The sequence below is a fragment of the Prevotella ihumii genome (genome assembly GCF_900155655.1).
Classification (GTDB): domain Bacteria; phylum Bacteroidota; class Bacteroidia; order Bacteroidales; family Bacteroidaceae; genus Prevotella; species Prevotella ihumii.
This window is the reverse complement of record NZ_LT706987.1, coordinates 706,396-729,732: the sequence shown is the minus strand read 5'-3', so window position 1 is coordinate 729,732 and position 23,337 is coordinate 706,396. Positions and strand designations below refer to the sequence as shown.

Below are 23,337 nucleotides of genomic sequence, written 5' to 3'. Positions count from 1 at the left end.
CGAGTGTCTTGTTCCTCATCTTCAGTGCGGAGTTCCCTATTGTCTGATGGGACGCAGCATCATGCACTTGTTGTTGGCAACATCCAGCAAGCCGATGCCCATGATTTCAAGTCCGTGCTTCACCGCCCCTGCACATCCCGACCAGAACCGTCCGATATGAGGAGTCTTCTTCCCGGCCTTGCTGATATAGCATGGGTCTATGGCAATGGCAAGTAAGCCATCCATATCCAACACACGCCTTGCAAGAGACAGGTTCAACAGAAGCCAATCGATGCAGTCTTTCTTCTTGCGATTGAAATTCTGACGATAGGTCTGCTCGCCATGCTTGCCGTAGCGAGCCATCTGTGTGAAGTTTATCTTTCTGGGTAGAATTATGTATAAAGTCAGTATCTCGATGAGCAGAGTCTGGAAAGTTTTTGCTAACTTTGCACCAGATTCTTTCATTGATGTACGGATTGCATCCTTGAGCATCTCCTCATATTGGCTAAGTGGCTCTGAAATCATCATACTTTTAAAGTCTTGAATAAATTATAAAGATACTGAAAATCAAACACTTAGCCAGATTTATTTAGTTATGTTTTGTTAATCAACTCGCTCATTTTCAAATAATTATGTGATTATTAACAGAGTATTGTTATCTCAGACCAGTAATCTTATTGACTAAGGCAAGAACTTATGCAGATTTCATTTGCATTACTGACAACAGACAATGTGAGCCAGAGTCCTTTCCTTGGGTAGAAATGGATGGGGCTTGATGCCCCACCATTTCTTCGACAACAGCGTAAAGTATCACCGTCATCCTTCCTTGGGTGCTGTAAAAGTACATCTTTTTTTTCGGAATACGATAGTATTATGGCAAAAAAATGCATATCACGCACTCTTTTCATAACGGGTCATTGGAATCTCATGTGCGATACCCTGGTGTGGTCGTCTCTTGTTGTAGTACTCAATCCAATTCTTTATCCCTTCACGTAGCAGACACACGTCATCCTCTGGATTCAGATAAATATACTCCGTTTTAATAGTACGCCAGAAGCGCTCAATCCATATGTTATCCTTGCATCTGCCACGTCCATCCATACTGATGGTTATACCTAAATCCTCGCAGGTAGATGTCCATTCCTCGCTGGTGTACTGGCTGCCCTGATCAGAGTTGATGATTTCTGGATTTCCGTAAGCATTGACAGCCGTATGCAGCACCTCTATGTATTGGCCTTTTCAAGGGTGTTATGCAGTCCCCAGGCCATAATACAGCGACTGTAGACATCAATGATAGCCGTAAGATACATAAAACCCTTCCTCATAGGAATATAGGTGATGTCTATACTCCACACGTGATTTGGATGGTTTATGTCCAAATGTCGCAAGAGGTAAGGCTTCTTGTATATTGTGGAGCCTGGTTTAGAAAGTGATTTCTTAGGATAGATGGGAGTTATACTCATCTTGTGCATCAAACGTCGAACACGTTTCGGTCCAACCGCAAATCCGAGCAATACTAATGCATCACACATACCAATCACCCCCTTGGAGGGATGCTCAGTATGCTGGCGATCTATTTCGCTCATAACCTTGATATTTTCTTCGTTCTCACCCTTGAGCTCGTAGTAGAATGTACCTTTGCTGATACCAAGGACTTCGAGCTGGGCGTTGAGACTAAGTTTACTGTCAGGGGAAACTAATCGTCTTCGGGCATCGGTATCCCCAATGCTTTTGATGCCCTCTTCGCAAAATCCAGCTTCATCTCCAACTCGCCTATCTTACGTAAGTGGCGGTCACGCTCTGCCTGAATATCTTTCTCTGTGCGCTCTANTTATCGCTGATATGACGGACGAGATAGAGATAGAAGTTCTTCAGCATGGCGGTAACCATCATAAAAACCATATTCTCAGCCATAAAGGAAAAGGGCAGATGTGACCATCCGAAGTCATTGTTCTGTATGTCGAAGTTCTTTTCGCTTGCTCCACGCTCATTATAAAATGTAATGATGTCTTTCTCGGTAGACATCCAGTTATTGGTGAGGATACAGCGGTATGTGTATATTACTCCGAACATATCTGTCTGTTGCTTGCCATCCTTGTCTTTCAAAGGACTACGCTGTACGACAAGCCTGTATGACTTTCCTTCTATTAAGTTGTCTATGCTGACGGAGGTGACATCGCATCTCTCATAATCAACCTCAACACTCTTCCATTCTTTCAGCTGGCGGAAGTCCTCGTGTCGGCTGCCGCAGTTGGCAGCACGTATATAGAACGTGTTGCAGCGCTGCTCTACGGTTTGGATAATTTCCTTTGAGAACGATCCGCAATCAGCACGGAAACGCTCTATTACCACACCAAGTTCTGAGGTTACACGGTCCATAATGCGACGGAGCGTGTCTTCTTGATGGAATCTCACATTGGTGTTTCCGTCACGATTCTCACCTCCGACTATGATTCCCCCAATGGAAGCCCAACCAGGGAAATAGCCAAAATCCTGCTTGTAAGAATATTTTGCATCGAACTTGTGGGCTGGAATAAACTGGTGATCAAAGTCTAAGTCAACATGACTGCCCACCTTTATAAGCCCCATTCTTCGTATCATCCGTAAAAGTAAGGTATTCAACTTTTCTGCTGTGTTGAAACTATACGACTTGTCGGAGGTCTTGCTCTTATAGACAATATTTTTCTCGGTAAGCTCCTTTAGTCCGCGCCCCACAGTGTCGGCACCGGGTAACAGCGTATCAGGTCTTTGCTTGAACTGCCCAATAAGCGCATTGATGTCCTCAAGGCATTCTCCACCACAAAGGTAACTGAAGAAGAGAGATCCAAAAATACTTCCATAACAGAATGCTTTGCCGCTACTTCCACGTTTGCCCAATACAGATTCGGTAAGTTTTTCAAAGCCCAACTTTGAGAAAACGTCCATAATATGATAAATTCCACCGAAAGAAGTGATATTCTCGTTTTTAATTGCTACCTTTGCCATATCAGTTTTTTGCTTACTCGTTTATGTTTACAGCACCAAGATAGGTGAAATTTCTGACATATCCAAGTGTTTTGAGAACTTTGTTTCTCAGGCACTTGGAGTTCTTACAAGAATTTATGCTGCGGAATTAAGGGAACAACCAAAACTAATCAGAAATATCCGAGTGTAAATCTTTAATTACCAGCATATTCTAAAATTTAACACTTTTCGGTTGCCATTTGTCGCTTCCCAAATTTCCACATATTTTTGAGACGTATTTCTGACGTGGAGAATTTGCGGGGCTTGTTTTTTGTCACACCGTGCAGACAGTTGACAAGGGTTTACAACCGTTTACGACAAGCGACAATAACCGCCCCGATATGCGGAAACAGTCACACTGTGTAGAAAAGCGACAATGGTTGACTTCCGTTCACATCCGTTTACCATTTCAGAGATATAGGATTGAAGAAATGAACCATTAAACGATAAAACGGTATGAAAGCAACCAGAAAATGCAGTTTTTGCGGCAAGTCCTTTGTAACCCGAAGCGGTATGCAAAGATATTGCAGTGAGGCTTGTCAGGCAGAAGCCAAACGAGCCAGAGTGATGCAGAAGAACAACCTCTTCAAAGTCGCCCAACCCTTGATGGAGATACAGCATCAGGAGTATCTCACCTTTTCCAAAGCAGCCATCCTCATGGGCTGTTCCCGACAGTACATTTACAAACTTGTAGCCATCGGCAAGCTGAAAGCCTCACGCATCAGCAACCGCATGGCATTCATCCGCAGAGCCGACATCGAGCAGATGTTGGAGGGCAATCCCTATCACCGCATCCTGCCCGGCAACACCTCCACACCAAGGAAATCATCTTCATCTTCCTTACCTGCCAAAAGAGAAAAAAGGGAAAAGGAAAGCGAAGAAGTGTTGGACTTCTATTCGGGCGAGGAGGTGATGTCCCTTTTTAAGGTAAAGCAGTCATGGCTTTACACTTCCGCCAAGCGTAACCATATCCCCATCTGCCGTATCGCAGGAAAGAACTATTACAGCAAGAAGCATATTGACGAGTTTTTCGGTGTGGCAGTTGATATTAGCGAAATTACCGACTGGCTACTGACCGAGGAGGTGGAGGAACTGTTCGGCATGAAGCCGACCGCACTCCGTGCCTACACCTATCGCCATAAGATACCCACTAAAAGAGAGTACGGGCGTACCTATTACTCCAAATCACATTTGAACGAACTCCGCAGAACTGACCTTGTGAACGATGAACGCTACTATACCGTTGAGCAGGTGCAGCAAATCTATGGTCTTTCGTCAGCCAACATCTGCCATATCGTCAAGGTGAAGCACATCGAAAAGATAAAGGTGGGTGTGAAAAACCTGCTTTTGCGCTCAGATGTGGAGCGTGTCATGGCTGAAAGGAACAAATAACCGTGAAAAATCGGGATTATCGAAAATTATTTCAAAATGATGTATCGTGGAGGTATTCACGGATATTTCACGTTGTTCCTTTGCCATCGGAAACATGGATACAACTCCAAAATGTATACAACCAATTAAAACATAATTATTATGAGTAAATGCAAAACAGTTACCTTGCGTAAGCGCAAGATTAAGAACGGGACACAGTATTCACTATGCCTTGACTACTATCCCGGCTACCGTGACAATGTCACCATGAGAGTGATTACACGTGAAGCCTTAGGAATTTACATCTTCGCCAAACCTGCAAACCAGCAGGAACGGGACTTCAACGCACGCATGATGAAGAAAGCGGTCATCCTGCGCAACCAGCGCTACGAAGCCATTTTCAATGAAAACAACGGCTTTTTTGACAAGACCAAGATGAAGGGCGATTTCCTTGCCTATTTCAAAGGACTGGCTGACCGCAAGAATATCAAGTGGCAGCACGTATACAAGCATTTCCAGCGGTTCGTGAACGGCAAATGCACCTTTGAGGAGGTGGATGTGGATTTGTGCCGCAAGTTCATGGAATACCTGCTTGATGCACCCCAATCCATCCACACCAACCAAAAGCTGCACATCAACTCCGCAGCAGGCTATTGGTCAACTTTCCGTGCCGTGCTGCACACCGCCTACCGTGACAGGAAGATAAAGGAGAACCCAAACGGCTTCTTAGACCGCATCGAGTGCATTCCCACCATCAGGGAGCATTTGAGCCAAGAGGAACTGATACGGCTTGCCGAAACACCCTGTGAGGAGGAGGTCTTGAAAAAAGCTTTTCTTTTCGCCTGTCTTACGGGACTGAGAAAGAGCGACATCAGACAGCTCACGTGGCAGCAGATACAACCATACACCAACGGCAGGATGTTCGTTACCACCCGTATGCAGAAAACCAAAGAAATAGTGCATAACCCCATCAGTGATGAAGCCTATGGACTGCTGGGAGAACGGGGCGAGGGACTTATCTTTGAGGATTTCAAGGACAAGATGCTGCAAGGACCACTCCAACGGTGGCTCACGGCAGCAGGGATAACCAAGAAAATCACCTTTCACTGTACCCGCCACAGCTTCGGAAGCCTGCACGTGGAAATGGGAACGGACATGGCTGTCATCCAAGCCTATCTCGGACATAAGAACATTACCACCACACAAATCTATTCCAAGATAGCAGCGCAGCAGATGTGTCAGGTGGTGGACAAGATAACCTTGAAGCGCAAGGAGGCATAAATGTCTCACATTGACAGGTATTCAGAGGGGCGGTTATGGCTACAAGGCTATAATCGCCCCTCTATGTTTTTGGCTTGATGCCACCATTTATAAGCCCCTCAGAGTATGAAACAGAGTATGATATGATGACATTTCGTGAAATACATTGAAAAAGACCGTTCTAACCGCAAATAACGGGCAGTAATTGGGAAAAATAGCATTAACTTTGCACAAAATAATACAGGAACATTCAATCTCTCAACGAAATATGGAATCATCAATCAAGGACAAATACATCATCTTGGGCTTTGTCGGCTTCGCCATCGTCCTAATATCTTCCATTGCCACGCTGGTAATAGCGGACAGCTTCAACCAAGACAACTTTGTCAGGTGGATAGTATTCGTATGCTGTAACCTGTTGGGATGGTTGCTCTATCTCTCCTTTCAGACACTTATCTTTGATACATACGAAATCTACAAAATCAAGTTCGGCAAGAAAGAAACGATTGCCGAAGCCATAGAGGTGCAGGAAGAACTGTCACAAAATACACTTGAAGAAGCCACATCTGTGCCTGGACCTACATCAGTCCCTGAGCCTGTACCCGAATCATCCCCGACAAAAGAAGAGACACTTATCCAAACACAACCGATAGAGCTTACTATCGCCCCGGATCTTCACGAAAAGAACCGTGCCAATTACGCAAGCAGAGAGCAACGGGAAAAGGAAGAGCGCATCCGCATGGTCATGGAGTATTGCCATTATTACCTGCCTCGCATTGCCGACCAAGAAACCGTGAACCACATCTGTACTGAGGTGGACAAATGGATGAATCTTAACACTTATACCCCGAAGCCCATACAAAGACCGTTTACCAAAGACATCAACAACATTCCACTCCGTCACTTCGTATGGAATATCTCTGAGCGTTTCCTGTACAAGAGATACTACAATGGGGATAACCGTGCCAAGTTCATCAAAGCCCTTTTCCCGAAATCGTTTGCTGATACAGACTTATCAACCATCAAGAATTTCAAGGTAGAGCCGTTAAAGACGGAAATTCCCATTGATGAACCCGAAAACGGCAAACTTGATTTCCACTATCCCGAGGATTATGTGCGGAATTAGGATAATCACGACACCAACGACAACCATCCGGTAACTCATAACCGCCTGTTTTACATCGTTTCCCGAGTAATTTTACCCGTCATTTATGGCTGGGCTTAATTATTCGGGAATTATTTTGCAATGACGTGTCGTGGAGATATTCACGGATATATCATTTCAGTCCTTTGCGCCAAGTCTTACAAAAGAGACGAGTATGCGAATGGAAAAATCAATTCTTACCTTCAACGACCTCCCCGAGGTTGTCGCTCAGCTTCGAGACGAAGTGATGAGCCTGAAAAGCCTGCTCGCCGAGCAGCGCAGTGTGAACAATGCCAAAACGGTGGACACCCACGTGCCCATGTCTGTGGACGAGGCAGCAGAGTATTTAGGTATCCCTAAGGGTACGCTCTACATGAAACTGTCAGAAGGGACAATCCCTGCCACCAAGCCCGGCAAACGCTATTGCCTTTACCGTGACGAACTGGACAAGTGGCTGGAAACCGCCCGAAAGAATCCCATACCGTTGTCAGACGAGGAACTGAACAAGTCCTTATCCTCTTCCCACCGTCGCAAGCCCAACCCACGTAACTGGTGAATGATATGGAAGAGGATAAGAACTATATCAACCTGATACGTGGCGACCTCACAAAAGCATCCCAAGCGCATAACGGTATGCCCGACAGTGTAGGCATGATGAATATCAAGACGGCAAACCAAACCATTCTTGAAGCATCGTTATTGCCTACGCCCCGTGCGCTGTGGGACAGCTTTTGGTACGAGGGGGAACTCTCCTGCTTGTTTGCCGATTCCAACGTGGGCAAGTCCATCCTTGCCGTGCAGATAGCCGACCGCATCGCCCGAACCGACAATGTGCTGTATCTGGACTTTGAACTGTCCGAAAAGCAGTTCCAGCTCCGCTATACCAACGAGCATGGAGAGCTCTACACCTTTCCCGACAAAATCTATCGGGTGTCTATTGACTGCAACCAGCTTTTGGATGCCAACTTTGAGGAAGCTATCATAGGCGGCATTGAACAGATGGCTGTGCAGACCGACTGCAAGATTTTCATCATTGACAATCTTACCTACCTGTGTTGCGCCATGGAGAAAGGCGATGCCGCAGGACGGCTGATGATTCAGCTGAACAATCTCAAAAAGAGATATGCGCTCTCTATCCTTGTCCTGGCACATACGCCCAAACGCTCTTTGGATTGTCCCATCACATCCAACGACCTTGCCGGAAGCAAACGGCTCTACAATTTCTTTGACAGCGTGTTCACCATTGGAAAAAGTGCCCAAGACGGAGGGCTTCGCTATGTGAAGCAGCTTAAAGTGCGCTATGGCACGTTCTCTCATGATGCGGATAATGTAATCGTTTACGAGATTGACAAGGTGGATGCTTTCTTGCAGTTCGTGTTCAGGGGCTATTCCACGGAAAAGGAACACTTGAAAAAATTGGGCGACAATGAATCAAGCCAAAGGGATTGCCAAATTCTGCAACTCTCCCAATCGGGCAAGTCCGTCAGGGAGATAGCCTCACAGGTGAATTGTGGCAAGTCCACCGTAAACCGTATCATCCAGCGCAGCAAAGAGAGTAAAAACGCAGGTGTCCCAAGTGTCCCACTGTCCCAACCCTTAGAGTGTGGGACAATGGGACAGGATGGGACAGCCGACAATCAACCATCAAAAACGGACTAAGCTATGGGCAATTATTCATTACAGAAGTATAAAGGAACGGCAACACGGCATACCTGCCCCAAATGCGGAGACAGGCATTCTTTCGTCTATTACGTGGACGAAAATAATGTGCCGTTGCATCCATCGGTCGGCAGATGTAACCACGAAAGCGGTTGTGGGTATCACTACACTCCGAAAGAGTATTTTCAAGAGCATCCTGAACACAGAACTACCAATGATTTCTCTTTTGACAGGCAAAGAGCAGAGCAGAAGAAAGTGAAGCAGCAAAGTAAGCCGACAGCCATCGGCTATATTCCCCCTCACTATGTGGAGAAGTCGCAAAGCGAGCGTAGCAATTTCTTCCGTTTCCTCTTCACACTCCTTACTTCCTACTATGGCGACAAGGCGAAAGAGGTGTTGAAGCGGTTGTTGGAGGAATACCGTTTGGGGGCTACCCGTGACGGCTCTGTTATCTTTTGGCAGATAGACAGGACGGGCAAGGTACGCACGGGAAAGGTGATGCAGTACAATCCCGAAGACGGACACCGTATCAAGGGAGGACAGACATCGGCAGTGAACTGGATACACAGCATATTGAAAAAGCAGCGTGTGTTGGCAGAGGATTGGCAACTATCCCAATGCCTTTTCGGGGAACACTTGTTGAAAACGCATCCCGACAAGGTGGTGGTCTTGGTGGAATCCGAGAAGAGTGCCGTTATCGGTTCTGCTATCTTCCCCGATTATGTATGGCTGGCTACGGGTGGTAAGAGTCAGATGAGAGAAGAGAAACTCCGTGTACTGTCAGGGCGAACCGTGCTTCTCTTTCCCGATGCCGATGCTTATGCCGAGTGGAAACAGCGAGCCGAGAGCATGTACTTTTGTAAGGTGGTGGTTTCGGACATCATCGAAAGGAATGCCACCCCGAAACAAAAAGAAGCCCATATCGACATAGCCGATTGGATTATCTTTCAGATACGGGAGGGCAAGGTGATGAGTACAGCCAACCACTTGGTCGAGGCTGAGAGAATCCTCCAGCGGATGATAGAGAAGAATCCCGTCCTGCAAAAACTGATAGACGATTTAGACCTTGTGCTGGTCGGTGCATCTCCAATCGGCAACGATGATGAAAAATCTCCCTGACGGAGGAGAGCGGAAGCCGTAGGCTGGAGTTTGCAGACAATGGCTTGCCATTGATATAGCCCACTATAACTACACGCTCCGCTTACGTAGTTGTGGGCTCTCCCGAGGGGATTAGGGTTTTACCCTAATGACCCACTCAGGGCGTTTCTCCCCTGAGAACCCAGAGCAAAGAGTGACCCTCTCTTTGCAATCTCCGCTTATGGGTTGCACCCCTAAGAACCCCATGCGTTTACGGACAGCGGAAAAGCAAACAATAAAGTACAAACCCAAAAAACAAGTATCTATGGCAACAAAATCAAGCATACATATCAAGCCCTGCAATATCGCATCGAGTGAGGCTCACAACAGGAGGACTGCCGAATACATGCGCCACATCGGAGAGTCCAGAACCTATGTGGTTCCAGAACTCTCCACCGATAATGAGCAGTGGATAAATCCCGACTTCGGCAGTCCGGATTTGCGGATGCATTATGACAATATCAGACAGATGGTAAAGGAAAAGACCGGACGTGCCATGCAGGAAAAGGAGCGTGAACGCAAAGGCAAGAACGGTAAAATAGTCAAGATTGCGGGATGCTCCCCCATACGTGAAGGAGTGCTGCTTGTCAGGTCGGACACCACACTGGCAGACGTGCGTAAATTCGGTGAGGAGTGTCAAAGACGCTGGGGAATCACACCGCTGCAAATCTTCCTGCACAAGGATGAAGGGCATTGGCTGAACGGTCAGCCGGAAGCGGAAGACAGGGAAAGCTTCAAAGTCGGGGACAGATGGTTCAAGCCGAACTATCATGCCCATATCGTTTTCGACTGGATGAACCACGAAACAGGAAAGAGCCGAAAGCTCAATGACGATGACATGATGCAGATGCAGACCCTTGCATCCGACATCCTGCTGATGGAACGCGGGCAGTCAAAGGCTGTCACTGGTAAGGAGCATCTGGAACGGAACGACTTTATCATTGAGAAGCAGAAAGCTGAACTGCAACGCATGGATGCAGCCAAACGGCACAAAGAAGAACAGATAAATCTTGCCGAGCAGGAACTGAAACAGGTGAAATCAGAAATACGCACTGACAAGTTAAAGAAGACAGCCACCACGGCAGCGACAGCCATAACTAGTGGAGTTGCTTCTCTTTTCGGGAGTGGAAAACTGAAAGAACTGGAACGTGCCAACGAAAAACTGCAAGACGAGGTTTCAAAACGGAACACCAATATTGAAAAATTGCAGAGCCAAGTACAGCAGATGCAGAAACAGCATGATACGCAAATCCACAATCTCAGAGAAATGCACAGGCAGGAACTTGACATGAAAGAAAAAGAACTGTCACGGCTCGCCAGAATCATAGACAAGGCTTTCAGGTGGTTTCCGATGTTCAGGGAAATGCTGCGCATGGAAAAGTTTTGTGCCATGCTGGGATTCTCTAAAGAAATGACTGAAAGTCTTATAGTCAAAAAAGAAGCCCTGAAATGTAGCGGTAAAATCTATTCCGAGCAACACAGGCGGAACTTTGATATAAAGGATGATATTTTAAGGGTGGAAAATGACCCTGACGATGAAAGCAGGCTGAACCTGACAATAAACAGGAAGCCGATTGCCGACTGGTTCAGGGAGCAATGGCACAGGCTTAGATATGGAGCAAGAGTGCCGCAACAGGAAGAAAGAAAAAGTAGAGGATTCAAATTATAATAGAAGCAATTTGATTAGTAATCTAAAAGCACTCCGATAACGATTAGAGTGCTTTTAGATTGTTTATCATTAATTATCAAAGCAAGTGCAGTTTAAGATTTTACTGAAGTTTGCATTAATAAAGAATATACTACAGCTGATATATGCGCAACATATTGTGACGCTTGTGATTCATTTCCCTTGAAATCCTTAACAAATACCGCTAAGGTATAACTGATATTATTAGGCAGACATATATAGGCAACATCATTGTGAGCTGCAAGAACACCATTTTCATTAACATAACCTGAACCTGTCTTATGCGCTATAACAACCCCTTCTTTATCAAGAAGTGGAGCTGCTATCCTATCTACACCTGTTTTGCATTCTTTTAACGTATTCTTAATGAAACTTTGTTTCTCATCATCGATAAGACCTTCAGTAAACAAACGATTCATCAACATTGCAGCACCAAGAGGAGATGTATAGTTAGAGTAAGCCTTGTTATGGTCAGCCGACATTTCCTCTTCCGTATAAGCTATCTGAAAACTTGAACGAGGAATGAGTGTGGCTATAAAACTATCTGTTTGAGCGACATTAACCATATCCTTAAACATAAGGTTGCTTGCATTGTTGTCACTCTGAGTAAGAGTATAACGCAGCAAATCTCTCACTGTCAATGATATGACTGGTCCTGAATAATCTTTCAGCATAGGACTCCAAGTCTTTGGGTCAAGTTTATCCCTATTTATATTTACTAAGGTATCAAGTGAAATTCCTTTATTGTCAAAGTCATTACAAAGAGCTAATGCCTGATGAACCTTAAACACACTCATCATAGGATAAACACTCTTATTATTGACCTTAACCGTATCTCTGTTATTAACAATAACCGCCACACCAATTTCGCCAGGACAAGCTGAGACAATTTGAGAAATGCTATCAGTCAAAACATTTGTTAAAGGAGGATTTGCGCTATCTTTTGTCGCTGATTTATGGAACAATGAAAATACCAAGATGAAAATGCAAACTAAAGCTATACTCAAAACTACGATTTGTTTTTTTCTGTTTTTTTCCATGTTTATATTATTTATATTTGTTTGACGAGAATATCTTTATTTGCCGACAAAGGTACATAACTTCTATGTTGCTTTCCAAATAATTGGAAAATATTTGTAATTTATTAACTGTTCATTATCAATCACTTAGCGTGAAGTTTATTAGTACGATGACTTTAGAAGAAGCAACAGCCACCAGCCCGGCATGGGAACACCGGGTATGGAAAGGCTACGAACAACAGACCTATCAGACAAACTTCTATGAGTTGACACGGACGTATCCGCCCAACAATTTACTTCTTCAGAATATAGGTAAAACGCAACAATCTTATCGGAGATGACACCCGAAGGTCCATCAATTATGAAAAGGAGTCGTTTTATGAAGTTGTCCGAAAGTCTGTATGTTATTCTTTATCCCATCTGTATGGCTCATATTTCCTACTGTTCTTGAGTACCGAGAAAATGATGTTGGACATCTTTCTGGCTATTTTGACTATGGCCTCCTGCGGTTTCATGGACTGCTTGTATCTGGCATAGGCCATTCCCAGTCCGTAATCTCTGTAGATGGCTATCCATGCAGCCTCTATGATCATCGGTCCGAGATGCTTGTTGCCACGGAAAGTCTTCTCTCCGCTTGCGGTTTTCTCTCCACTGCTATGACAGGTCGGTATCAGGCCGAGATAACTGGCGAACTGGTTCTCGTTACGGAATCTCTTCACATCGTAGATTTCTGTCAGTATGCACATGGCTACACTTACACCTATGCCGGGTATCGATATCAGAAGCTCGTAATTGTTCCTGTACCTGTCGGTCTGCGCAAGCTTTCGTATGGATTTTGTCGCGTCCAAGAGTGTCTGGCGTATCGTCTCCACCTGCTTGACGAGCAAGTCCAACGACAATCTTGAGGAGGAAAGCAGCACGACATCCTCCTTGAGCCATTTGATGAAAGCCTTTGACCAGTGCGTCCCCGGTCTTGCGAACCGCTCGGGTATCTCCACGCCATTGCAGTGCAGCAGGTGTTTCACCCTTGCCTTGTAGCCAGAGAGTTGTTTCTGTATGGTCTTCCTTATGCGGATGACTGACCTGTCATCGATATTCTCTTTCTCACGGATGTATATGGGACGGATGTCACCGGCGCGCAAGGAGCGCGCAAGTTTGGCTGCATCTACCTTATCGGTCTTCATCACCTCCTCGTACTGGGTGGTCGGAACATCCGCGGCATGGGTCACGACACAGTTGATGCCGTACTCCTTGAGAGCGTAGTATGTGGAAAAACCACTGAAGCCTGACTCATACACGGCATGGTACTCGCCATCAGGGAAATGCTTCTTCAAAAAGTCAAAGAGCGTCTTTGCGGAGGCTTGCTGCGGGTGCCTCTCTTTGTAACCCGACTCGGTCAGCACACAGATCTCCCAAGTTTTTGCATGCACATCAATTCCGATGTAAATCTTTTGTCCTTTGAAGGAAATTTTGTTTCTTTGCATATCGGTACGGTTCTAATTGTTTGTCATTTGTCGTTTGCACTACAAATATACAATCCAATTATTATCGTACCAACTTTTTCCTTGCAGACTATGAAAAACACCGCGGTGGTTTGCCATGCGGCCGGAGGCGCGAAGCCTCCGAAGAGCGGCATCCGACTTGTCTTAGTGTGTTAGCCTTTGCAAACATAGTAACTTTACGGAAAAATATGTTTCTAAAATATATAAATCAGGGCAACCGCATCAAAATGTCAATAACCTGATAATCAATACTTGTCGATTTTGTATTAATAGGGATAAGTGGGGTGGATACAAGGATGAGAAGTTTCAACAATTTACAATATCCCCCCTTAAAAATGCATAATTTTGTATTTGTCTGAATAATAGCCTGTTGTCAAAAATCATGTTTCTTAAAAAATATTACCCGCAAGGGAAATTTGAATTATATGGGGCAAAAAATCAATTTTTATGGGGTAGTAGTTTCGATTTGGACCAATGGTTTTTTAGGAAAATGGACAATAAGGGAGAGGAGGAGGTTGAAAACTACGTTTGTTTCCTAAGCTAACGTTATTTTGATGCGGTTGCCCTGTATATAAATAGACAGCTGTGGGGAAAATGTGGGGAAAAATTAGATAATTAAAAAGGCTAAATGACTGAAAATAATCACTTAGCCTTTTAATCCGTACCCAGACCCGTACTTCGTAATTGCTGCGCCCATCATTCAAGACTGTCAAATCGGGTCTTTCCTGTCAAGCCAATGATGCCTATGCGTATGCCAAACACATGGATTACGGATTTCTCGTTCCGTGAACAAACACTTTATCCGCAACTCTGCTATGTGGTGTATTGGCTTAACTCCATTTCTATGGGCAACACTTTTGTTGCAGATTTCAAGCAGCTTTTATCGAAATACCCATCAGTAAGAACTCGTTTATTAGGCTTTCCTCATAATTGGGAACAAGAGCCTTTGTGGAGATAAAATAATTGCCCTGTTTCTTAAAAAGCACTGGGGCAAACCAGCTCCGTCTTTAATTGTTTCCAATAAATGGATTGTTTCAAGCCCCTATAGAAAGAGAACAAAAATTCCTGTGTGAAAATTAATCTACGACAAGGAGCAAGCAAGGAGCAATATCAAACAAAAATCAATACCTTTGCAGTACATATGAGATAGACCAAAACAAAAGTGGAATATCGGAAACGAATAGCAAGGAAAAGAGAAGAAACGACCCAAGTTGATGTCCTTTTTGAGTTAATAATCAATAAAAGCGTTAAATCTTCACCTTTTAGAATGTGCAATTAAAAATAACAACCATATTTCTGACTTATTATCTATAAAATATTGAGTAATAATCGGTTGTAAATACATGAATTGTACGGGACTGACCGAAGTTCACACCCTTGCGGCTGCGCCTCCCTACTGTGGTTCGATGGCATTCTATAATGTGGATTTCGACCAATGCAAGCTGTTTGTTCCTCACGGAAAGCTAAACGTTTACAAAATATCTACACCTTGGTCGTCGTTCAAGCATATCGAAGAGGCTACAGAGAAGTCTTATGTAACCTTTACGACAAGCCAGAAAGTTGGCAGCGAGGTTGTTTTTCATATTGTTGGCGATGATATGACGTTCGACGGAATTAAGTTCTTGAAGACGAAAGATGTATTGGGTGAGAAGTTTGACTACTATCAGGTTACGAAGAAAGATGTAAGAATAGAAGGCAGAATTACGGATATGAGCGTCGATAACTTTGAAGTGGAAGCCCTTGATGTAAGCCATTGTCCTATGCTGAAGGTGCTAAGCTGTAAGAACGGCAAGTTGGAGAAGTTGGAATTGTCTAACAACAAAGACCTTGACACTTTGATTTGCAGCTACTGCGGACTGAAGGAATTGGATATTACGCAGTGCAGAAAGCTTGTTTTCGTGGATTGCGACGAAAACGAACTTACGAAACTCGATGTCAGCAAGAACCTTCTTTTGAACTTCCTTTCAGCAAACAAGAACAAGATTGGCAGCATCGACGTGAGTGCGCAGAAGTATCTTGAAACGCTTTCGCTGAACGGTACAGACATAGAGTAAGCATCCAATATTAGCCGCCTTTGTGTAACATTCTTGCTTTACTACCTTTGCCCGAAAAACTTATGTTTGTACTCAACGAAACAAATGTTTTTCGGGTTTGTTGCACTCCTGTGGATATGCGTCAGGGTATTCTTCGCCTGTCCCAATTGGTACGCAGCAATGACTTCAATCCTTCTGATGGTGTTGTCTACGTTTTCTACAATCGATCCCGTAACCGAATTAAATTGCTGCACTGGGAACGCTGTGGTTTTGTCGTGTATCATAAACAGATGGCACAGGGTTGCCTGAGTCCTAAAATCATACGGGCGAGAACTGGATTTTATGAACTTCGCTGGGACGAATTGGTACTCTATATTGAAGGTATAAATCCTAATTGCAACCGAAGAAAAAGATACAATAAATCTTAGTATTTTCTTGTCAGTGTCAGATATTTTTCGTAACTTTACATCGTATAAAGAACTGATAATGTGATGGATATGCCTTATAGTACAATGACATCTGACTACCATTCTCTCACTCGGGAAGCTGTTGTTAAACTTCTTGAGCAAAGGGATGCTGAGCTTAAGATTAAGGATGCTCAACTCAAGAACAAGGATGCTGAGCTTAAGAACAAGGATACTCAACTCAAAAACAAGGATGCTGAGCTTAAGATTAAGGATGCTGAGCTGGAACGAAAGTCCCGTCGTATTCTTGAACTTGAGCGCATGGTATTTGGCAGGCGCAGCGAGAAACGCCTGCCTGAGAGTGCAAGCGGCTGGGCGGGTACGCTTTTTGACGAGCAGTGGGCCAAAGAGGGTTCCCTGGCTCAGGTGGAAGCCCTTCCCATCATCAAGGAGATAAAACAGCAGGCCGGACAACGCAGGTCATCACGCCGTGTGAGCCGTCCTTCCAGAAAGGGTAGGGCCTACGCCTCCTATGTTCCCGAGAATATAGAGCGACAGGTGACGGAGATATATCCAGAGGGTTATGACGCTGAGCGCATGGTCATCATCGGACATGACAGAAGTGAGCATCTGTGTCTGCGTCCCTCATCCTTTTATGTCAGGGTAGAAGATCGTGTCATCTGCCGCCTGAAGGAAGCCCGTCCAACGGATGCGAAGGTCGACATCCTGGAAGCCCCCTTGAAAAAGCAAGCGGTGGATTGTTTTGCCGACGCTTCCCTGCTCGCCGAAATCATCACCGCCAAGTTCGCCTATCACCAGCCCGAGTATAGGCAATGTGAAAGATGGAAGGAACTGGGCGTGAACATCCCCACCTCAACCGTCAACAGCTGGGTTCACGATGCCGCCGATGCACTTTATCCACTTTACAAACTTCAAGTAAGACAGATCCTGCAAAGTCCTTATCTTCAAGTTGACGAGACCAGCGTACAGGTTGCCGACCGCAAAGGAAAGACGCGCAAGGGATACCTGTGGGGTATGCGTGACGCCATACACTCCCAGGGTGTGTTCTTCCATTGGAAGGACGAGGCGCGGTCGGGCGCTGTGGCAGATGAGCTCTTCAAGGGCTACCAGGGTGCCATACAGTCTGATGGGTATGAGGTCTACAGCAGGTTTGAGAACGTACAGGGCATCGTGCTGTTAGGATGTATGGCACACGTGAGACGTAAGTTCGAACATCTGGCGGCTGACGATAAAAACGCCGCCCATATCATCGAAACGATAGCCACGCTTTATGAGTTGGAGGAAAACCTCAAACACAAGAAAGCACCCCCCGAGGAAGTGGAGACAGAACGAAAGGCTAAAGCTTACCCCATTCTTAAGTATTTGGAGACCTATATGTTGGATGTACACAAACAGTACACCCCAGGCGAAGCTATGGAGAAGGCACTGCGTTATGCCTTCGCCGTATGGATACGCATTGGCAGGTATGTGCAAGACGGACGCTTCAACATAGATAACAACCTCATGGAGCAGGCCATCAGACCCATCACGCTTGGAAGAAAGAACTACCTGTTCTGTGGTAACAATGAGGGAGCGGAGAACAACGCCATCTTCTATACCTTTATGGCGTGTTGCAGGGAAGCAGACATAGAGCCATACAAATGGATGAAGGAAGTTCTTTCAAGGTCCCTGCTAGATATGACGGAGGAGGAACTCACGAAAATGCTACCTTCAAACTTCAAATAACCCTTATATGCTGCCAGACATATAAGGGTTATTTGTTGGTGTGAAAGGCGGCTAATATTGGATGCTTACGATCCTTCTTACGGATTTCTTTGATGTAGGATACGGCAAACTCCTCACTTGCAATCCTCTCAAGAAGACGGTTCTCGTCATACTTGTAATAAGCCTGCTTCGTGAAGCCAAACAGCTTGCAGAGACTCTCTATCTGATAACAGCGAGAGTCTTCTGCATGCAGGTTCTTTACTGTTTGGCGCCAGCTTTTTTTCGGATGGAAATGTTGAACTGCTTCTCTGCAACGTTAATCAACTCGTTGAAAGCATCAGCACGAAGTGATTCGTGAGTCAGTTCCTTCTTTAAACGTGCAATCTCTGCCTGCAAGTCTTTGATCTCTGTATTCTCGGCATCTGCAATAGGAGTTCCAGAATTNCGGTGCCTTTCTACATCTGCAACGCTATGAAAGCGTTTGAGGTTCATAAGGATAATAAAACCTTTGCGTCTGTAGACGGCGTGCTTTTCGATAAGAACATAGAAACGCTTTTGAAGTATCCGAAGGGCAGAAGCGGCGAGTATGTGGTGCCCGAAACGGTGAAGAAGATTGATAAATATTCGTTCTATGAGGTTTACGAGCTTACGAAGGTAACCTTGCCGAAGTCGCTCACCGAGATAGCAAGCTCGGCATTTTCACACATAAAGAAATTAACAACCATTACTTTACCCGAAAATCTTGAGCAGATAGGCTTTGGCGTGTTTATGAATTGTACGGGACTGACCGAAGTTCACACCCTTGCGGCTGCGCCTCCCTACTGTGGTTCGATGGCATTCTATAATGTGGATTTCGACCAATGCAAGCTGTTTGTTCCTCACGGAAAGCTAAACGTTTACAAAATATCTACACCTTGGTCGTCGTTCAAGCATATCGAAGAGGCTACAGAGAAGTCTTATGTAACCTTTACGACAAGCCAGAAAGTTGGCAGCGAGGTTGTTTTTCATATTGTTGGCGATGATATGACGTTCGACGGAATTAAGTTCTTGAAGACGAAAGATGTATTGGGTGAGAAGTTTGACTACTATCAGGTTACGAAGAAAGATGTAAGAATAGAAGGCAGAATTACGGATATGAGCGTCGATAACTTTGAAGTGGAAGCCCTTGATGTAAGCCATTGTCCTATGCTGAAGGTGCTAAGCTGTAAGAACGGCAAGTTGGAGAAGTTGGAATTGTCTAACAACAAAGACCTTGACACTTTGATTTGCAGCTACTGCGGACTGAAGGAATTGGATATTACGCAGTGCAGAAAGCTTGTTTTCGTGGATTGCGACGAAAACGAACTTACGAAACTCGATGTCAGCAAGAACCTTCTTTTGAACTTCCTTTCAGCAAACAAGAACAAGATTGGCAGCATCGACGTGAGTGCGCAGAAGTATCTTGAAACGCTTTCGCTGAACGGTACAGACATAGAGAAGCTGAATGTAACGAACAATCCATATTTGCAGAACCTGTTTGCGAACGAGAATAAACTCTCCGAACTCAATCTTACGAAGAATACCAGCATACAGGAATTGCAGTTGGCAAAGAACAATTTCGCGTCGTTCTCGCTCAATTCGCCTACGCTGAAGAAACTTTATATCAACGACAACAAGCTGAAGGCGATGACGCTCGACCTTCCTGAACTGGAATTGCTCTGTGCGTACAACAACGAGATGGCAGAGCTCGACTTGTCGAAGCTGAAGAACGTGAACACGCTCTCGCTTCACCACAACCTGCTGACCGATGTAAATATGAAGGCACTCGAAGAGTTGGAGTACATCTGGATAGACAACAACAAGCTGAAAGCGTTGGATTTGTCGCAAAACCAAATGATTTTAACCGTAGTATGCTATTCAAATGAGCTTTCTGCCAAGGCTTGCAAGTCGCTTATGGAGGGACTTCCGCAGCGTAACGAGAGCGACATTGCCGAAATAATTATCGTCGATACGAAGGGAACAGAGGGTAATGTCTGCACGAAACCGGCTGTGGCGATTGCAAAGGCAAAGCAGTGGAACGTGATAGACTACGTTGGCGGAACGGAAGGATATCCAGGTTTGCCTTACGAGGGCATTGATGATCCAACGGGTGTGCAGGGCATCGAGGCTGACGGCAGCACAGCAGGGTTTGTCGTTACCGATGGAAAGATACTGTTCAGCGGCAGTTGCGGACGGGTTGTGCTCTACAATGCACAAGGTGCAGTGGTGCGTTTGCTCGACAATCCTGCAGTGATAGATCTCGGCGATATGCCGTGCGGTGTCTACATCGTGAACTTCAATGGAACTTCAACGAAGTTCGTTCATTAACATAAGCATCTATTACTATTAACAATGGCGGAACAACGTAATGCCGTTCCGCCCTTTACAGATACCAAAACGCCCCTTGCAACCGATAAGACTTGCAAGGGGCGTTTGTTTAAAGCTTAATTTCTCTCCGTTATTAGCATCGGCATATAAACCAAAATCGGCCATTAGAGATTTTTCGTGCAAAAAGTCAGATTATAGTAGGCGGTGCCATCGTTATAACATCTGTATACTAACACAATATGTATCTTTCGTTCAATTTCAAGACGAAATGAAAGCGAAATTTTCTAATGACCGCTAAGTTTGCAGAAGAATGCGACGCAGTCGCATAAACATTAAATAATCAAGATAAAACTATGATTGATAAAGGCGGATTTGAGCCTCTGCGAGCCAAGAAGAATGTTTGTCAAGCTTTCGATTTGTTTTTTGGAAAGCCCAGTTAGGTTGGTAAGTGTGCTTCGTGCCAATTGTTCACTCTCTTGTTGAGGTATTTTCTTTTCTAATTCGGGTCTACTAATTAACTTTAACTATCTGACAATTAACTATTTATGTTGTATAAAATTTGGTTAATTCGCCCAAACTGACTACCTTTGGTTGTTAAAACATTCAAGAGTCGAGGTGAAATACTACTCACAATATCGCAGTCACGACCTGTTTGAACTTCAAGAGTCACTTTCGGGATTGAGCAAATCCAACCGATGGGTCAAGCTAGCCGACCACCTTCCCTGGGGCAGGATAGAGAAAGAATACAACAAACGTCTGAGAAATAGTCACAATGGCGCCGGCAACAATCCCGCCAGGCCTTCATCGGACTGATTAAAAAGAAACGCAAGGGAAAGAAACTCATTGACAAGACAAAACTAATCCATATACGATGCCTGCAGGCAGACTTCCATCTGTTTTTTGATGCCCTGGGCAAACAGTCAAGCACACTTCTTGCTTGCTTCAGCCGCCATGACTACAAATGTCTTCGGGCAGCGTTCAAGATGTATGAACAGCAAAAAATGATGTTCGAGCAGAACGTCCGCAGATGTGCCGACCGCATCAGCATCTACCAGCCGCATCTCCGTCCCATTGTCAGGGTCAAGGCGAAGGTCACGGTTGAGTTCGGTGCGAAAATCGGTGCCAGCATCGTGAGCGGTTACACCTATGTGGATCATGTCAGCTGGGACGCCTATAACGAATCGTCCGACCTCGGCATGCCGCTGGAACTCTACAAAAAGCGTTTTGGCATGCTGCCCAAGGAGATTCAGGCCGACAAGATCTATCTGGGGAAGGAGAACAGGAAGCACATCAAGTCCTGCCATATCAATTGCTACAACCGTCCACTGGGCAGACCTCCCAAGGAAGAGAATGACACACACGCAGAGGACAAGAAGAGAGCCATCGACGGGCGAAATGAGATAGAAGGCACATTTGGAACGACCAAGAGAGTTTACCGAGCCAACGACATCCGAGCGAAACTTGACCAAACGGCTGACACTTGGATAGGAGCTTGCTTCTTCGCTAAGAACATCATGAAGTTCCTAAGGGGACTTCTTTGTCTCATTTTCGAAAAATCGAGCTTGAAGACCTTCCAAAAGAGAATTATGAGCATTTTTGACAGTATGGAGGCTGTATTACCCACACCACAAGGTTGTATGAAAGAAATAAATTAGCAGACCCTATTATAGTGCTGTCCTTAGGTATAAGCACTTATAATTATTGAGAAAAGATTGTGAATTGTGAGATTAAGTTGGTTAATATATTTGTTGTTATGTTATATTTTCTTAATTTCTAAATCTCGCTTTTCTTTTGTTTTATAAATATATGTGATATTCGGTAGAAAGTTTGTACCTTTGCACCTCGAAATACCTTTGTGTGTAGTTACACCTTAATATATAGGCTGCACAGAGGCGTATGAAGTTGAAAATAAACAAAATATATATAAATAAAAAAGTACAATTATGCCTACTATTTCACAATTAGTAAAGAATGGCAGAAAGGTGATTGTAGAGAAGAGTAAGTCTCCTGCTTTGGATAACTGTCCTCAGCGTCGTGGAGTTTGCGTACGTGTCTACACTACAACCCCTAAGAAGCCTAACTCAGCAATGCGTAAGGTTGCTCGTGTTCGTTTGACAAACCAGAAGGAAGTGAACTCTTATATTCCAGGAGAAGGTCACAACTTGCAAGAGCATAGTATCGTATTGGTACGTGGCGGTCGTGTAAAAGACCTCCCAGGTGTACGTTATCACATCGTTCGTGGTACACTTGATACTGCTGGTGTAGCAAGTCGCACACAGCGTCGTTCTAAGTACGGTGCTAAGCGTCCTAAGGCTGCTAAGAAGTAAGAAAAAGTAATTTAAGTTTCCTTTCTCCACAATGTATGGAGGAAAGAAACTTAAATAAAGCAAAAGTCTTTCGGTTTAATAATCGGTGATGGTTGGTAAACGGGAGACTCAAAACAAAGAAGAAATAAAATAGTTTTGCTGGAGATTTGTTTAAAACAGGTTGAGTAAACGTCCAAGAGTGGATATTGAAGAACGTAAAAGCGACAGCCTCCGCAAGATTTTTAAATTTTTAATAAGAAAATGAGAAAAGCAAAACCAAAGAAACGTGTGATCTTACCAGATCCTAAGTTCAATGACCAAAAGGTTTCAAAGTTTGTAAATCACTTGATGTATGATGGTAAGAAGAATACCTCATACGAAATTTTCTATGCAGCACTCGACATCGTTGCAGAAAAGAACAGTGACCAAGAGAAGTCTGCACTCGAAGTTTGGAAGCAGGCTCTCGATAACATCACTCCACAGGTAGAAGTAAAGAGCCGCCGTATTGGTGGTGCTACTTTCCAAGTTCCTACAGAAATTCGTCCTGACCGTAAGGAAAGCGTGTCTATGAAGAATATGATTGCCTTCGCTCGCAAGCGCGGTGGTAAGAGTATGGCTGATAAGCTCGCAGCTGAAATTATGGACGCATTCAATAATCAGGGTGGCGCTTACAAGCGTAAGGAAGATATGCATCGTATGGCTGAGGCTAACCGTGCATTTGCTCACTTCAGATTCTAAACGATTTAACGAAAAAAAAGAAAA

22 protein-coding genes and 1 pseudogene are annotated in these 23,337 nt (G+C 44.7%); 16 read left to right on the top strand and 7 right to left on the bottom strand.

Annotation, left to right across the window (positions count from 1 at the left end; genetic code table 11):
- Positions 1-36: 36 nt before the first annotated feature.
- The 4 genes from CZ367_RS16165 to CZ367_RS16405 form a co-directional block, all read right to left on the bottom strand.
- Entirely contained in the window at positions 37-507 is a 471-nt protein-coding gene (locus tag CZ367_RS16165) for a transposase (protein WP_237581511.1), read from the bottom strand.
- Between the two features lie 166 nt (positions 508-673).
- Positions 674-826, bottom strand: coding sequence for a hypothetical protein (locus tag CZ367_RS15315; RefSeq protein WP_154669286.1), 153 nt, complete (start codon positions 824-826; stop codon positions 674-676).
- A gap of 44 nt (positions 827-870) precedes the next feature.
- Positions 871-1,200 carry an integrase core domain-containing protein gene (locus CZ367_RS16410; RefSeq protein ID WP_161942324.1) on the bottom strand — a complete coding sequence of 110 codons (330 nt, stop codon included), beginning with the start codon at positions 1,198-1,200 and terminating at the stop codon, positions 871-873.
- Between the two features lie 2 nt (positions 1,201-1,202).
- The gene (locus CZ367_RS16405; RefSeq protein ID WP_262500715.1) at positions 1,203-1,442 is read right to left on the bottom strand and encodes a DDE-type integrase/transposase/recombinase; all 240 of its coding nucleotides are present in this window, start codon (positions 1,440-1,442) and stop codon (positions 1,203-1,205) included.
- A gap of 99 nt (positions 1,443-1,541) precedes the next feature.
- Here CZ367_RS16405 and CZ367_RS16150 point away from each other — a divergent pair, with 99 nt between their 5' ends.
- Positions 1,542-1,679 carry a hypothetical protein gene (locus tag CZ367_RS16150; RefSeq protein WP_237581509.1) on the top strand — a complete coding sequence of 46 codons (138 nt, stop codon included), beginning with the start codon at positions 1,542-1,544 and terminating at the stop codon, positions 1,677-1,679.
- 133 nt (positions 1,680-1,812) lie between these two features.
- Here CZ367_RS16150 and CZ367_RS03410 read toward each other — a convergent pair.
- A pseudogene (locus CZ367_RS03410) lies at positions 1,813-2,964 on the bottom strand (IS1380 family transposase); the annotation flags it as partial.
- A 474-nt stretch (positions 2,965-3,438) separates the two neighbouring features.
- Between CZ367_RS03410 and tnpA the strand changes: the two are divergent.
- From tnpA to CZ367_RS03365, 7 genes are all read left to right on the top strand, one after another.
- On the top strand, positions 3,439-4,374 hold the full coding sequence (gene tnpA / locus CZ367_RS03395) for a transposon Tn4555 protein TnpA (RefSeq protein ID WP_004292844.1): 936 nt from the start codon (positions 3,439-3,441) through the stop codon (positions 4,372-4,374).
- 141 nt (positions 4,375-4,515) lie between these two features.
- A complete protein-coding gene (locus tag CZ367_RS03390) occupies positions 4,516-5,634 on the top strand; it encodes a tyrosine-type recombinase/integrase (RefSeq protein ID WP_004338318.1) in 1,119 nt (372 codons plus the stop codon).
- A gap of 247 nt (positions 5,635-5,881) precedes the next feature.
- On the top strand, positions 5,882-6,739 hold the full coding sequence (gene tnpC / locus CZ367_RS03385) for a transposon Tn4555 protein TnpC (RefSeq protein WP_004339687.1): 858 nt from the start codon (positions 5,882-5,884) through the stop codon (positions 6,737-6,739).
- Between the two features lie 199 nt (positions 6,740-6,938).
- Entirely contained in the window at positions 6,939-7,313 is a 375-nt protein-coding gene (locus CZ367_RS03380; protein ID WP_004338328.1) for an excisionase family DNA-binding protein, read from the top strand.
- 5 nt (positions 7,314-7,318) lie between these two features.
- Complete coding sequence (locus CZ367_RS03375; RefSeq protein ID WP_004338330.1) at positions 7,319-8,416, top strand: AAA family ATPase; 1,098 nt, start codon at positions 7,319-7,321, stop codon at positions 8,414-8,416.
- A 3-nt stretch (positions 8,417-8,419) separates the two neighbouring features.
- Entirely contained in the window at positions 8,420-9,535 is a 1,116-nt protein-coding gene (locus CZ367_RS03370; RefSeq protein WP_077195642.1) for a DUF6371 domain-containing protein, read from the top strand.
- Between the two features lie 283 nt (positions 9,536-9,818).
- Positions 9,819-11,222 carry a hypothetical protein gene (locus tag CZ367_RS03365; RefSeq protein WP_004339684.1) on the top strand — a complete coding sequence of 468 codons (1,404 nt, stop codon included), beginning with the start codon at positions 9,819-9,821 and terminating at the stop codon, positions 11,220-11,222.
- Positions 11,223-11,314: 92 nt separating this feature from the next.
- Here CZ367_RS03365 and CZ367_RS03360 read toward each other — a convergent pair whose 3' ends face one another.
- Both CZ367_RS03360 and CZ367_RS03355 read right to left on the bottom strand, forming a co-directional pair.
- A complete protein-coding gene (locus CZ367_RS03360) occupies positions 11,315-12,280 on the bottom strand; it encodes a CfxA family broad-spectrum class A beta-lactamase (RefSeq protein ID WP_004339683.1) in 966 nt (321 codons plus the stop codon).
- A 383-nt stretch (positions 12,281-12,663) separates the two neighbouring features.
- Entirely contained in the window at positions 12,664-13,743 is a 1,080-nt protein-coding gene (locus CZ367_RS03355; RefSeq protein ID WP_077195559.1) for an IS110 family RNA-guided transposase, read from the bottom strand.
- A gap of 763 nt (positions 13,744-14,506) precedes the next feature.
- Between CZ367_RS03355 and CZ367_RS03345 the strand changes: the two genes are divergently transcribed.
- The 8 genes from CZ367_RS03345 (at position 14,507) to rpsG (ending at position 23,313) form a co-directional block, all read left to right on the top strand.
- A complete protein-coding gene (locus CZ367_RS03345) occupies positions 14,507-14,719 on the top strand; it encodes an Abi family protein (RefSeq protein ID WP_004292721.1) in 213 nt (70 codons plus the stop codon).
- A 385-nt stretch (positions 14,720-15,104) separates the two neighbouring features.
- Entirely contained in the window at positions 15,105-15,815 is a 711-nt protein-coding gene (locus CZ367_RS03340) for a leucine-rich repeat domain-containing protein (protein WP_237581507.1), read from the top strand.
- A gap of 62 nt (positions 15,816-15,877) precedes the next feature.
- A complete protein-coding gene (gene tnpB, locus CZ367_RS03335; protein ID WP_077195640.1) occupies positions 15,878-16,222 on the top strand; it encodes an IS66 family insertion sequence element accessory protein TnpB in 345 nt (114 codons plus the stop codon).
- Positions 16,223-16,306: 84 nt separating this feature from the next.
- Positions 16,307-17,944 (top strand): IS66 family transposase, encoded by a 1,638-nt coding sequence (gene tnpC, locus CZ367_RS03330; protein WP_237581505.1) that lies wholly within the window; start codon positions 16,307-16,309, stop codon positions 17,942-17,944.
- Positions 17,945-18,394: 450 nt separating this feature from the next.
- A complete protein-coding gene (locus CZ367_RS03320) occupies positions 18,395-20,269 on the top strand; it encodes a leucine-rich repeat protein (protein ID WP_237581503.1) in 1,875 nt (624 codons plus the stop codon).
- A gap of 983 nt (positions 20,270-21,252) precedes the next feature.
- On the top strand, positions 21,253-21,924 hold the full coding sequence (locus CZ367_RS16145; protein WP_077195638.1) for a transposase: 672 nt from the start codon (positions 21,253-21,255) through the stop codon (positions 21,922-21,924).
- A 288-nt stretch (positions 21,925-22,212) separates the two neighbouring features.
- Entirely contained in the window at positions 22,213-22,596 is a 384-nt protein-coding gene (rpsL, locus tag CZ367_RS03310; RefSeq protein WP_077195637.1) for a 30S ribosomal protein S12, read from the top strand.
- Between the two features lie 240 nt (positions 22,597-22,836).
- Positions 22,837-23,313, top strand: coding sequence for a 30S ribosomal protein S7 (rpsG, locus tag CZ367_RS03305; RefSeq protein ID WP_077195636.1), 477 nt, complete (start codon positions 22,837-22,839; stop codon positions 23,311-23,313).
- Positions 23,314-23,337: the final 24 nt, after the last annotated feature.